Origin of the sequence: Campylobacter fetus subsp. fetus, assembly GCF_900475935.1 — a bacterium.
GTDB classification, from domain to species: Bacteria; Campylobacterota; Campylobacteria; order Campylobacterales; family Campylobacteraceae; genus Campylobacter; species Campylobacter fetus.
In genome coordinates this window covers 718,150-731,640 of sequence record NZ_LS483431.1, presented here as the reverse complement: position 1 = coordinate 731,640, position 13,491 = coordinate 718,150, and the positions used below count along the sequence as shown (strand labels likewise).

13 protein-coding genes are annotated in these 13,491 nt (G+C 32.5%); 4 read left to right on the top strand and 9 right to left on the bottom strand.

What is annotated here, in order from left to right; all coding sequences use genetic code 11:
- Positions 1-4: 4 nt before the first annotated feature.
- From secF to yajC, 3 genes are read right to left on the bottom strand one after another with little or no spacing between them, the layout of a single operon-like run.
- On the bottom strand, positions 5-976 hold the full coding sequence (gene secF, locus DQN38_RS03605; protein ID WP_065843717.1) for a protein translocase subunit SecF: 972 nt from the start codon (positions 974-976) through the stop codon (positions 5-7).
- Positions 976-2,565 (bottom strand): protein translocase subunit SecD, encoded by a 1,590-nt coding sequence (secD, locus tag DQN38_RS03600; protein ID WP_038453241.1) that lies wholly within the window; start codon positions 2,563-2,565, stop codon positions 976-978. Before secD ends, secF begins: the two co-directional genes overlap by 1 nt.
- Positions 2,558-2,839, bottom strand: coding sequence for a preprotein translocase subunit YajC (yajC, locus tag DQN38_RS03595; RefSeq protein ID WP_002849151.1), 282 nt, complete (start codon positions 2,837-2,839; stop codon positions 2,558-2,560). The genes secD and yajC overlap by 8 nt, the downstream gene beginning before the upstream one ends.
- Between yajC and DQN38_RS03590 the strand changes: the two genes are divergently transcribed.
- Positions 2,818-4,077, top strand: coding sequence for an apolipoprotein N-acyltransferase (locus tag DQN38_RS03590; protein WP_038453239.1), 1,260 nt, complete (start codon positions 2,818-2,820; stop codon positions 4,075-4,077). The two genes, yajC and DQN38_RS03590, sit on opposite strands and share 22 nt — an antisense overlap.
- Here DQN38_RS03590 and DQN38_RS03585 read toward each other — a convergent pair.
- The 5 genes from DQN38_RS03585 to metK all read right to left on the bottom strand — a co-directional run bounded on the left by DQN38_RS03585 (position 4,064) and on the right by metK (position 8,828).
- Positions 4,064-4,879, bottom strand: a complete 816-nt coding sequence (locus DQN38_RS03585) for a metal ABC transporter permease (RefSeq protein ID WP_065843718.1) — start codon at positions 4,877-4,879, stop codon at positions 4,064-4,066. The two genes, DQN38_RS03590 and DQN38_RS03585, sit on opposite strands and share 14 nt — an antisense overlap.
- A complete protein-coding gene (locus tag DQN38_RS03580; RefSeq protein WP_002849148.1) occupies positions 4,860-5,684 on the bottom strand; it encodes a metal ABC transporter permease in 825 nt (274 codons plus the stop codon). Before DQN38_RS03580 ends, DQN38_RS03585 begins: the two co-directional genes overlap by 20 nt.
- Positions 5,659-6,501: a metal ABC transporter ATP-binding protein gene (locus tag DQN38_RS03575; RefSeq protein WP_038453236.1), complete on the bottom strand. Its 843-nt coding sequence runs from the start codon at positions 6,499-6,501 to the stop codon at positions 5,659-5,661. Before DQN38_RS03575 ends, DQN38_RS03580 begins: the two co-directional genes overlap by 26 nt.
- Positions 6,488-7,360 (bottom strand): metal ABC transporter substrate-binding protein, encoded by an 873-nt coding sequence (locus DQN38_RS03570; protein WP_065843719.1) that lies wholly within the window; start codon positions 7,358-7,360, stop codon positions 6,488-6,490. The genes DQN38_RS03575 and DQN38_RS03570 overlap by 14 nt, the downstream gene beginning before the upstream one ends.
- 271 nt (positions 7,361-7,631) lie before the next feature.
- On the bottom strand, positions 7,632-8,828 hold the full coding sequence (metK, locus tag DQN38_RS03565; RefSeq protein WP_038453232.1) for a methionine adenosyltransferase: 1,197 nt from the start codon (positions 8,826-8,828) through the stop codon (positions 7,632-7,634).
- A gap of 159 nt (positions 8,829-8,987) precedes the next feature.
- On the opposite strand from metK, the gene sstT reads away from it, so the two are divergent.
- From sstT to DQN38_RS03550, 3 genes are all read left to right on the top strand, one after another.
- Positions 8,988-10,217, top strand: a complete 1,230-nt coding sequence (gene sstT / locus DQN38_RS03560) for a serine/threonine transporter SstT (RefSeq protein WP_002849141.1) — start codon at positions 8,988-8,990, stop codon at positions 10,215-10,217.
- Between the two features lie 86 nt (positions 10,218-10,303).
- Positions 10,304-12,016: a M3 family oligoendopeptidase gene (locus DQN38_RS03555; protein WP_024305247.1), complete on the top strand. Its 1,713-nt coding sequence runs from the start codon at positions 10,304-10,306 to the stop codon at positions 12,014-12,016.
- A 9-nt stretch (positions 12,017-12,025) separates the two neighbouring features.
- On the top strand, positions 12,026-12,469 hold the full coding sequence (locus DQN38_RS03550) for a hypothetical protein (RefSeq protein ID WP_002849139.1): 444 nt from the start codon (positions 12,026-12,028) through the stop codon (positions 12,467-12,469).
- On the opposite strand, the gene DQN38_RS03545 is transcribed toward DQN38_RS03550, so the two are convergent.
- Complete coding sequence (locus DQN38_RS03545; RefSeq protein ID WP_002849134.1) at positions 12,459-13,331, bottom strand: LysR family transcriptional regulator; 873 nt, start codon at positions 13,329-13,331, stop codon at positions 12,459-12,461. The two genes, DQN38_RS03550 and DQN38_RS03545, sit on opposite strands and share 11 nt — an antisense overlap.
- Positions 13,332-13,491: the final 160 nt, after the last annotated feature.

The window sequence follows — 13,491 nt, the reverse complement described above, 5'->3', positions numbered from 1 at the left end:
CTCCTTAAATAGTTCCTTTTTCATACATAGCACGAATTCTCTCTTTTTCTTTTCTCTTAACCTCTTTAGCTGCAAGATGAGATCTATAATGATCAACGCTAAATTTAAACCAGCCAAGCATAGGAGAAGCTATAAATACCGAACTAATGGTACCTATGATGATACCTATAAGCATAATAATAGAAAATCCATTTATCATATCTCCACCAAAGAAAAATAGCACTAAAACCGCTAATAATGTAGTAATCGAAGTCATAATAGTTCTTGACAAAGTTAGCGAAACAGACTCATTTATAACATCGTTTAGTTTTATAAATTTACTCTCTTTTACTCTTTCTCTAATTCTATCAAATATAATAATAGTATCATTTAGCGAGTATCCAAGTACTGTTAATACGGCAGCTAACGTGTCTAAATTTACGTCTATACTAAGTAAGCTTATAGCTCCTATCGTTATTACCACGTCATGAATTTCACTGATAATAGCAGACAAAGCAAATCTCCACTCAAATCTCACCCCAATATAAATAAGTATTAAAATAAGAGAAACGCCTATCGCCATTAAACCTTTTTGTCTAAGCTCACTACCTACTTTTGGACCTACGACATCTACTCTTCTTATCTCAAATTTGCCGGTGCCTTCAAGGATACTTGTTACTACGGCTCCTGGATCACTTCCTAAGCTATCGCTACTTCCTGAGTATCTAATCGTGATCTCTTCATCTGAACCAAACTCTGTTACATTCGCATTTTTAAGGACTTCATTTGCGGCAAGCTTATCTCTTATATCATCAAGAGGTGCTTTTCCTTCGTATTTTACTTGTATAAGAGTACCGCCGGAAAAATCAATTCCATAGTTTAATCCTTTAGTACAAATAAGTACGATAGAACCAAAAAATAGTATAAAAGAAAAGCAAAAAAATAGCCATCTCTTGCCCATAAAATCATAAATTCTACCATTATCGAATATCTGCATTAAGCTACCTTCCTTATCTTATATCCAAACCACAGCACGCTGTTTTTATTATTTTCTATCTTTTTACCTAAAAACTCAAACATACCATGAGTTCCTAATATAGCAGTTAACATAGATGCCAAAATACCTATACTCATAGTAACGGCAAATCCTTTAACTGGACCTGTTCCATAAGCATATAAAGCAGCTGAAGTTATGAGCGTGGTTAAATTTGAATCGATTATCGCGCTCATGGCGTTTTCATAACCTTTTTCTATACTAACGTGAACGCTCTGACCGGCTTTTAAAAGTTCTCGTATCCGTTCATTTATGATAACATTAGCATCTACTGCCATACCTATAGTAAGCAAAATTCCAGCCATACCCGGCAAAGTCAAAGTAGCTCCAAAAAGAGCCATCACGGCCACTAAAAGTAATATGTTTACTACTAAAGCTATATTTGCCAAAACTCCGGCAAGTCCATAAATAAGCACCATAAATAAAACAACCAAAATAGCTCCGCCAGCTAGCGCTACCATACTTTGATCTATGCTTTGTTGTCCTAAACTAGGTCCTATACTTCTTTTTTCTAGCATATTAACAGGAGCTAAAAGTGCACCGCTTCTAAGAGCTATGGCAACATCGTGAGCCTCTTCTACGCTAAATCCTCCACTTATCTGACCGCTTCCACCGCCAATTCTTTCATTTATAACCGGAGCTGAATATACCTTACCATCAAGCACTATAGCAAGACGTTTTCCAACATTTGATCCTGTAAAATCACCGAATATTCTAGCACCTTCAGCATTTAAAGTAAAACTTATGATGGGAGAATTCGTCTGATTATCAAATGCAACTCTTGCATCAACTAACATATTTCCATCAAGCACAGGAATATCTTTTATGAGATATTTAAATTTAGGATTTTTTACATCGGGGTAAAGTACATCTCCATAAGCAGTCGCTTCGGCTTCAGTCATTTTATTTGCTTGATCTTGCCTCTTTTCATCAAGAGCCATAAGCTGAAGATGTGCTGATTTAGCTATAAGATCTTTAGCTCTTTGTTCATCGGCGGCAGTTTTTATACCGGGAAGCTCGACTAAGATCTGATTTTCACCTTGTTTTGCTACGGTAGGCTCGGCAAGACCGAATTGATCTAATCTATTTCTTATGGTTTCAACAGCTTGATCTACTGCATATTTAGCCGTATCTATCTTTTCAGCCGCTGTTAAAGAAATTCTATAATTTAAACCATCTTTTTTAATATCTAAGCCTTTAATACCTTTTAGCATTTCATCTATTTTTTTAGCTTCATCGCTATCTAAGATAGTTAAATGAACAGTATCGGTATCGGTTTTTAAATTTTCTACTAAGATATCGTTTTTATTTGTAAAATATCTGATACTAGAAGCAATTGATTTTATTTTTGAAGTAATGGCTTCATCTGTTTGTACGCCAAGTAGCATATGTAAGCCGCCTTGCAAGTCAAGACCTAAGCTTATTTTATATCCCTTTTCGCTCTGTAAAAAGCTTGGCATCGAAAAGCCAAGCCCAAATATAAGAGCTAAGATAAAAATAACTAGTCTATAAGTTACTCTACCTTTAAGCATCGCTTTTCTCGATTTTGTCTATTTTTTTAGCTACGAAGTTGCGATCGATTCTTACGATTACCTCATCATTAAGCTTAACTTTGATAAAATCATCCTCAGGTTTTACGACCTCGCAAAACAAGCCTCCATTTGTAACGATCTTATCGCCTTTTTGAAGATTTGATAGCATATTTCTATGCTCTTTTTGCTGCTTTTGCTGCGGTCTTATAACCAAAAAATAAAAAATTGCAAATAATACAATTAGAGGTAATAATGAAGATACAATCTCTGGCATGGGTGTCCTTTAGTAAAAATTTAAGTACATATTTTACCTTAAATTTTATAAGAAATGGCTTTGAAATAGCAATTTTAATATCAAATTTTATATTTCTATCTCTTTTAGAACTTAAAATTTTTATATACATAGGAATGATTTCAGCCGTTATCGGACTCTATTTTATATTAAAATCAACTAAACAAGTATGGTTTTGGAGCGGATTTTTTATCGGCATGTTTTGGTTTTATTGGATAAGTTTTAGCCTTTTTTACTATGGATTTTGGTATCTTATCCCACTTGGGATAGTAGGCATATCTACTATTTATGCGTTTTTATTTTTAGTTAGCGGATATTTTTCAAATTTAATATTAAGATCTATTATGTTAATGGCTCTTGGGTATTTTTATCCGTTTGATTTTAACTGGTTTAATCTTGAATTAATATTTGTAGATACTATTTTTAAGCCACAAATTTGGACTCTTGGAGCAGTTTTAGTTGCCATTATATGCTATATCAAATTTGGATTGAAAGCAGGATTTCCTATTTTGATTATACTTCTTTTTTTAAATTTAAATAGCAAAACTAGTCCAAATTTACTGCCTTTTAATGTAGAACTAGTACATACGAATGTTCCTCAAAGTAAAAAATGGGAGCGAAGTTTAAGATCTAAATTTATAGATGAAAATCTGCTGTTAATAGACAAAGCTATAGAAAAAAACGCTAGTTTAATCGTATTTCCAGAAAGTGCGTTTCCTCTATTTTTGGATCATCAGCCCGAGCTACTAGATATTTTAAAACAAAAATCAAATAATATAGCCATAGTAGCAGGAGCTCTAGGATATGAAAATAATATGTCGTATAATGCAGCTTACGTGCTTCAAAACGGGAATGTACAAAGACTTGATAAAGTAGTTTTAGTGCCTTTTGGTGAGGAAATTCCACTTCCTGAGTTTTTCAAAAATTTAATAAATAATATATTTTTTGAAGGCAAAAAAGACTTCGAAAGAGCTACTAGCGTAAGCGACTACGAGATATTGGGAGTGAAAATAAGAAGCGCAATATGTTATGAGGCTAGTAGAGATGAATTATACGAAAACTCGCCTAAATTTATGATAGCAATTACGAATAACGGTTGGTTTGTCCCCTCAACAGAGCCAAAACTGCAGGAAAAACTACTAAAATACTATTCTTTTAAGCATAAAACTACTATTTATCACAGTGTAAATGGTAGCAAAAGTGAAATCATAACGCCTTAATCTTTGAATACGCAAGACAAAATACAAATATCAAAGTCTGAGCTAAAACTATAAGAGCTTGAGTACTAGAGTCCATATGAAAGCTCACTATAATACCAAAAAGTGAACTAAAAATAGCAAAACTAACCGCACAAATTTGCATCATCCAAAATTTACTAGTTACTAAAAATGCAGCAGCTCCAGGTAAAATCAGCATAGCCACAACTAGTATAATTCCAACCGCACTAAAACCAAAAACAACTACAAAGCTAAGTATCAAAAGCATTAAATAGTAGTAATTTTTTGGATTTAATCCAACTAATCTCGCATTTACTTCATCAAAAAAAACAGTAAAAAATCTTCTAAAAAATAGAAGAATCACAATCAAAACCATTGCAAAAACTACAAGTGAATTTTGCATACTACTAGCACTAACTCCGAGCAAATTTCCAAATAAAATCTCATTTATATGCAAAGGACTCTCTACTTTACTATAAAGCAAAAGTCCAAAAGCAAAAAATCCGGTAAAACTCATACCTATGATAGCATCATTTTTAAGACCGCTTCTTTGTTTTAAAAACTCAATTATCCACAAGCAGCCAAGGCTAGATATAAACGCCCCTACTCCAAGAGGAAGACCAGCAGCGTAAGATAGTATCATTCCTGGCATTACAGAGTGAGAGAGTGCATCTCCTAGTAAGGAGTAGGACTTTAAAACCAAGAAACAAGACAAAACTGCGCATACAATGCTTACTCCAAATGCCATAAAAAGGGCTATTTGCATAAAATCATATCTTAAAGGTTCAAGCAAAAACTCTATCATAAACTATCCTTTTATATAAAAAACAGACGATAAAAATCAAAATCTGAGTTAAAACTATCATAGCAGAGGCGTAAGTATCTAAAAAATAGCTGATATAAACTCCAAAAAATCCACTAAATCCGGCAAATAATGTAGCTAAAATCACTCTTTGGTTAAATTTAAAACTAATCATAGAAGCGCTCGCAGCAGGAGTGATTAACATAGCAGTTACCAAAATAGCTCCAACCGTTTTTAAACTAGCAACGGTACAAAAACAAAGTAACATAAAAAATAAAATCTTATAAAATTTAACATTTATACCAACACTACTAGCACCTAGCTCATCAAAAAATATAAATTTAATCTTTTGATAACTAAAAATAAGAAATAAAAATAGTATAAATATAAGAAATATAAGCTCATAAACTTCGCTATCATTTAAACTCAAAACATCGCCTAAAAATACGGTTTCGAGCTTTATAGAAACCGGATAAATCGAAACCAAAAATAGACTAAGAGCAAAAAACGATGAGAAAGTCACTCCTATTATCGTATCTGTTTTTAGCTTTGAACTGCGCGACACTAAACCCATACTACAAAGTGCAAACAAACCGCATATAAAGCTAGAAATAGTATAAGAAAAACTCATCATATATGCTATAACTACTCCTGGTGTTACGCTGTGAGAGAGAGCGTCAGCTAATAGAGAATAGGACTTTAAGATCAAAAAACAAGATAAAAACCCACAAAAAGCGCATAAAAACAGACTTACGATGTGCGCTTTTACTATATATGAGTAATTAAAAGGCTCTATTAACCATTCCATCTTGCACCTTTTCATCTACCACTATAAGCGGTTTTTCATCGTCGCTTATAAGAGCTATATTACAACTCATATCGTCGACTTCTATCTTAAAATGTCTTAAACTTCCGCCAAAAACCTGACTGAGATTTTCAGGAGTTAAAACATCGTTCGTAAATCCGTAAGCCAAGATCTTATGTTTAAGAAGTATCGCTCTATTGCAATACTGAGCAGCCATTCCAAGATTATGAGTAGATATAAGAATAAGATTTCCACTTGAACGAAGTTTTATAAGAAGATCTAGTATCATACTCTCGGTTTTTGCATCAACTCCATTAAAAGGTTCGTCTAAAAGTATGATTTTAGCATCGCTGGCCAAAGATCTTGCTATAAATATACGCTTTTTTTGACCACCGCTTAATTTAGAAATTTGACGATCTTTAAACTCATACATATCTACTTTTTTCAAAGCATCTTCTACTGCTATTTTATCACTCTGTTTTGGATTTTTAAAAAATCCCATATGAGCATATCTGCCCATCATTACAAGCTCCCATACGCTTATAGGAAAGTCAAAGTCTATCTCTTCATTTTGAGGAACGTATGTTATGAGACTATTTTTTATCGCATCATTAAGACTTAAACCGCATATTTTTATAACTGAGCCTTTTGGCTTTATTACTCCCATTATAGACTTAAAAAGAGTTGATTTACCGCTTCCGTTTGTACCGATAAGAGCGCATATGTTTCCACCTTCTAAACTAAAGTTTATATCTTCTAAAGCCACTACATCAGCATATCTGACATTCAAATTTGAAACATCTAAGCTAATTTTTTCCATTATTTAATCCGTTTATAATAGTCGAAACCGTAGTTTTCATAAGATCTACATAAGTAGGAATTTCTTTACTTAGACTATCTACATAAAGCACTCCGCCGTATCTAATTCCACTCTCGTTTGCTATAGTCATAGCAGGTTTTGGACTAATAGTGCTCTCACTAAAAATCACCTTCGCTTCAGAATTTTTTATCTTATCAACTAAGTTTTTTATCTGTTTAGTAGTGCCTTGCTCATCGCTATTTACACTCCATATATAAAGTTCTTTTAAATCATACTCCTTAGTTAAATAACTAAAAGCGCCTTCACTTGTTATAAGATATCTTTGTTCAAGCGGAACTTTGGCAAACTCGGCTTTAAATTTAGAGTCTAAATCATTTAAAATTTTTATATACTCATCTGCGTTTTTAGCATAGATATCAGCATTTTTTGGATCATGCCTACTAAAAATTTCTACGATATTTTTAATGTAAATTTGAACATTTTTGATACTCATCCACGCATGAGGGTTTGGTTTGCCTTTGTATCCTCCATCGCTTATCAAAATAGGAGTGACACCATCACTTAGATTATAACTAGGTTTTTTTGCATTGCTCAAAAACTTATCCATCCAAAGCTCTAAATTTAAACCATTATAAAGAATGATATCAGCTTTTTTAGCTTTTAAAATATCTTTTGGAGTTGCTTCATATCCATGTATCTCTGTGCCCATTTTTGTCAAACTATTTACATTAGCACTATCTTTTGCAACATTTTTTGCGATATCTGCTAGTATCGTAAAACTAGTTAAAACCTCAAGCTTTTGTGCATTTAAAGAACCAATCATTGCTATTACAAATATAAAAATAGATATTTTTTTCATATTTAGCCTTTATTTTTTCGATGTATTATAGGATAGTTTTCTTTAAAGTTAGCTAAGTAATTGATAAATTTTATCAAATAAAATTTATTATTTTTAAATCTAAATTTAAAACTTATTGATTTATAAATTCTATAAATAATAAGCCGCACTGAAAATTACAACATAAATTTACAATAAAAAAATATAATATTTTCAAAGAAACAATTAGCTAGAAAGTTTTAAATTTGAGCCGTTTTATAAATTTAGGTCTCAAATTTAAAACCGGAATTGTTTATTTTAATTTTTTAAAAATTTCAACCGCGTCCAACTTCTCCCACGGATAACTAGCAACTCCAACTTGTCCATTAGCAGCCACTTTAGCATATAAAAAAGTATCTGCGCTAGGTTTATCTAGTCCGAATTTCTCCGTTATCCATCTAGGAGTTAGAGCAAAACTCTCATGTACAAACTCTGATAATTTCTCATCATCTATACTGCTATTTGTACCCATACAATCTACTGAGATACTAACTGGTTTTGCTACACCTATAGCGTAACTTAGCTGAACGATGCATTTTTTAGCAAGTCCTGCGGCGACTATATTTTTTGCTATCCATCTTGCTGCGTAAAGTCCACTACGATCGACTTTCGTATAGTCTTTGCTACTTTGAGCGCCGCCGCCTATAGGAGAGTATCCGCCAAAGCTATCTACTATTAGCTTTCTTCCGGTTAATCCGCTGTCATGAAGCGAACTATGATTCACATAACGTCCGGTTGGATTTATATAAATAATCGTTTTTTCTTTATTGTAAAGCTCTTTTGGAAGCCCTGCATCATCTATCAAGCCTTGGATCAAAGTTCTAACTTCTTCTATTTGCAAATTTTCAACGCTTGGAGCGCTTACTACTATCGTATGTATGGATTGAGGTTTGCAGTTTTCGAAATTTGATTTTGAACCATAATCGATTGTAACTTGAGTTTTGATATCAACGCCTAATTTATCCGGATTTTTAAGAGCGTAATCATAAACTTTATCGCAAAGTATTCTAGCGTAAGTTATCGCTGATGGCATAAAATTTTCTGTTTCGCTAGATGCAAATCCAAACATAATTCCTTGATCCCCGGCACCTATTTCACCGCTGCTTTGATCTACGCCTTGATTTATATCCGGACTTTGCTGATTTAAAAACACATCAACCTCAAGATCATCAGGATGTAGGCATTGAGATCTTGTAAAATGTGGATTTCCGTTATAACCGATATCTTTTAAAGTATTTTTTACTATATTTCTATAATCTTGATGAGTAAAATCAACCTTAGCATTTACTTCGCCGCCTATTACAATGTGTTTTCCAGCGACGAAAACTTCACTTGCAACGCGACCATTTGGATCTTGTTTAAGGATCGCATCAACTATACTATCTGCTATGATATCGGCACATTTATCAGGATGACCCGGACTTACTACTTCACTTGTAAATAGGTACATTATTTATATTCCTTATTCAATTTAATTTGGGATTGATTTTAGCATACATAATTTGAAATAAACATTAATCTATATTTCGCTTAAAACAGTATAAATTTAATTTTGCTTTAATAACAATGTAAATATAATAGCCATTTATTTCAAATCAAAGGTTTAATAATGGGAATGTTCACAAAACTAACCAAAAGTTATACAGATGGAAATTTAATAATTCAAATATTGATAGGAATAACAATTGGAGGAATTTTAGGATTTATAGCTCACAAAAGTAGTGTAGAAGCCGCGATAGTGGTAAATGCAGCATCTATGTTAGGCAATTTATTTGTAGGAGCTTTAAAAGCCGTAGCGCCTATTTTGGTATTTATACTTGTTGCTTCGTCGATAATAATAAAAGAATTTGGGCAAGCAAATGGGCTTAAAAATATTATTATTTTATATCTTGTTGGCACGTTTTTAGCTTCTCTCTCAGCAGTCGTGGTTAGTTTTATATTTCCAACAACTCTAGTTTTGCAAAACACTAGCAACGCCTTAGCATCAGCACCCCAAAGCATAATAGTAGTTTTAAAAGATCTAGTATTTAAGATGGTAGATAATCCAGTTCACGCTATATCTAGCGGAAATTATATAGGGATACTTACATGGGCAATCGGTACTGGTATAGCTCTTAGACACTCTTCTATAGAGACTAAAAAGATATTTAAAGATATAAGTGAAGGCATAACAAGAATAGTTAAATTTATAATAAAATTAGCACCGTTTGGTATATTTGGACTTGTTGCTACAAGCGTTGCAGAAGCAGGATTTGAAGCTATAGGCGGATATGCAAAACTACTTTTAGTCTTAGTAGGAACTATGCTTTTTGTAGCATTTGTAGTAAATGCGGCTATAGTATATTTTGTAACAAAACAAAATCCATATCCACTCATAATGACTTGCATAAAAGAGAGTGCAGTTACTGCATTTTTTACTAGAAGCAGCGCGGCAAATATACCTGTAAATATGAGCCTTTGTAAAAAGCTAAATTTAGATGAAAAACTCTACTCTATATCGATTCCTTTGGGCGCAACTATAAATATGGCGGGAGCTGCCGTGACCATAGCTGTTTTATCGCTAAGCGCAGTAAATACGCTAAATATCCAAGTAGGCTTTCTAGACGCGCTTCTTCTTAGCATAATCGCTGCTATAGGAGCGTGCGGAGCTAGCGGAGTTGCTGGGGGATCGCTTATGCTTATTCCGCTTGCTTGTTCTTTGTTTGGCATAAGCAACGACATAGCTATGCAAGTAGTAGCAGTCGGCTTTATAATAGGAGTCGTTCAAGACTCTATCGAAACTGCATTAAATAGTTCAACAGACGTGCTATTTACAGCTATTGCATCTCAAAAATCATAAAAATAGTCCCAAATTTATGTATCTGGTTGCACAAATTTCTATTATTAGATTTTTTTTGTTATAATTTTACTTTTTAAAAAAGGATAATTATGCAATGGGATTTAACTCTATTTTTCAAAAATAGTGATGAGCTTGATAAGTTCAGCAAAAATTTAGAGAAAAAAGCAAAGAACTTTAATCAAAAATATAGTAAAAATTTAGAACAATTGAACGATAGCGAGTTCCTAGCCTCTATACAAGAATATGAGAATATTTTAGCTGGTATAAATAAGATTATGAGCTATGCTTATTTGAAATTTGCTAAAGATACTACAAACGGCTCTTTTTTAGCAAAATATGAAGAAATTTGTACAAAAATAGAAGAAAATTTGCTATTTTTTACTATTGAGTTCAACGAGATATCAAAAGAGCAGCAAGACAGTTTTATAGCTTATTCAAGACCTTATAGTTACTATCTTAGTCTTATAGCAAAGCAGAAATCGCATCAATTAAGTTTTCTTGAAGAAAGGGTTCTTTTAAGAACAGCAAATACCGGAGCAAATGCATTTTCAAGGCTTTTTGATGAAAGTATGGCAAGGCTTAAGTTTGATTTTAGAGGTTTAGTCTTAAGCGAAGAAGAAATTCTATCGAAAATGCTAGACAGCGATAGAAGCGTAAGAAAAGACGCGGCCTTATCTCTTAGCAAAACTCTTGAGCAAAATAAACACATTCTAACATATATTTATAATATGATAAAAACAGATCTAAAAAACGAGTGTGAGCTAAGAAATTATGAACTTGCAGAATCAAGCAGACACGAGAGCAATCAAATAGAAAAGCAAAGCGTAGATGCTCTCATAAAAGCAACTGAATCTAGCTTTGATCTTGTTTCTAAATTTTATCATAAAAAAAGAGAGCTTCTAGGATACGAGAAGCTTTATGATTATGATAGGTATGCGCCTCTTAACAATGAGAGCGAATTTAACTATGAAGAGGCAAAAGAGATAATTTTAAAAGCTTTTAACTCTTTTAATCCACTTTTCGCAAAACTTGCAAAAAGAGCTTTTGATGAAAACTGGTGTGACGTATATCCGGCTAAAAATAAACAAAGCGGCGCTTTTTCGCATTCAGCCTCAAGCGACACTCATCCATTTGTACTACTAAATTATACAAACAAAAGACGCGATCTTTTTACCGTAGCTCATGAGTTAGGGCACGCAATACATCAGTTTTTAAGCTACAAAGTTGGATTTTTGAACTCAAACACTCCTCTTACTACAGCCGAAACTGCTTCCGTATTTTGTGAAATGCTAGTGTTTGAATATGTAAAAAACAGAACCAGCGATACAAAACTATCTGGATTGTTGGCAGGTAAAATAGAAGATATTTTTTCTACTTTATATCGTCAAATAAATTTTACCACATTCGAAAGACGAGTTCATGCTTTTGAAGGTGAAATTTCTAATGAAAATTTAAATGATATTTGGTATGAAGAGTCTAAAAAAATGTTTGGCGATAGTCTGGTTTTAAACGATTATTATAAAATTTGGTGGAGTTATATACCTCATTTTATACATTCTCCGTTTTATTGTTATGCATACAGCTATGCTCAGTTGCTTGTGCTTGCTCTATTTGGACTATATAAAAGCGGAAAATGTGAAAACTTTGTAGAAATTTATACTGAGTTTTTGAGCCTTGGCGGAAGCAGAAGTCCAAAAGATATGGTAGCAATGTTTGGATTTGATATAAATAAAGAGGAATTCTGGCAAATAGGACTTGATGAAGTTAGGAATTTAGTAAATGAGTTTATATCTATTTAGGGGAAAAATATGATCGAAAATATTTTAAAAGACGAGAAATTCGGCACTCTTATGAAAACTCACGTTTATGAGTGTCTTGAGTATCTTCTTAGCAAAGATACGGAGTTTTGCATACTTGCGAATTTAAAATACACTTCATTTGATCCGGAACTTCCAAAAGAGATTAGTTCTAATTTTAAATCTCCAGTTATACTATTTTGTCTTGGCGGATACACACTTTCAAGCGCTATACTAACAAAAACCAATCTTAGTTTTGAAGCCGGATTCGGAGCTAATGATTTTGCTAGCTTAGTTAGTGTTCCTATAGGAGCTATAGTACAAATAACAATTGATGAAAATCCTCTTTTAATTAACTTTTCAGTATATAAAGAGGATTTAAACGAGAGTAGAAAACAAAAATCAAAACAAATTTTTATGTCAAATCCAAAAAATAAAGATATATTTAAGAAATAACGTTAAAATTTATTTTTCCTAATCTATCGAGCATATCTTCGCTGTCGCTTAATCCAGCTATAAATAGCTGTCTGATAATCTTAATGCCGTCTATATTTACTAAAAACAACTCTTCGTTTTCTAAATCATTTTCTATCATAAATTTAGGCAAAAAAGCATAATACTCTCTTGTTTTATTATGAAGCATGGCACACCTTGTAGCTACAGATCCATCTAGATTATAAATAGTGTCAAACTCATCATATTTTATACCAAATTGATCAAAATACGAGCTTAGAAACGTTTTTGTCTTATCTTTTATAAATTTATGCTTACTAAGATCATTTACGCCGATATGTGAATCTGTTTTTAAATTTGAAACCAAAACTATCTCGTACTCCAAAAGTTTCTTAAAAATGAGTTGATCATTATAAATTCTCTCTTGCATCATACAAAAATCACATCTTCTATCTAGTAGATAAGATAGTAGATTACTATGATCTGTTATCTTAACGTCTAGTTCGCTATCTACAACTTCGCATATCTGATCTAACATTATAGGCAAGATTGTTTCACCTATAAGTGCGTTTGTAGCAACTACAATAGGCGTTTTCTCGTCCTTTATATGGTTAGCTTCTTCTTTAAACCTAAACATAGAACCTTCAAACTTTAAACAGAGTTTGTAGAATTTTTCACCTTCTTTTGTAAGTATTATTCCATTCTTTTTTCTCATGATCAAAGTTGCTTGAAGTATCTCTTCTAGCTTTTTGATCTGAAGCGTGACGGCCGGTTGGGATATACCTAGCACCTTGGAAGCTTTAGAAAAACTTCTTTCTTTAACTATAGCCATAAAAGTATAGATTTTATTAAAATCACTAACCATAAAAAACCCCTTCAGATGTTGTTGTAGTAACATTATATTACACCAATCTGAATTTATTTTTAAATTTAATCTTTTTTAGTTTAATCATTATTATTAATTAATTTATTTACCAATTTGTGTATCTTAATGTAACAAATATATACAAAATGAATTAGATTTA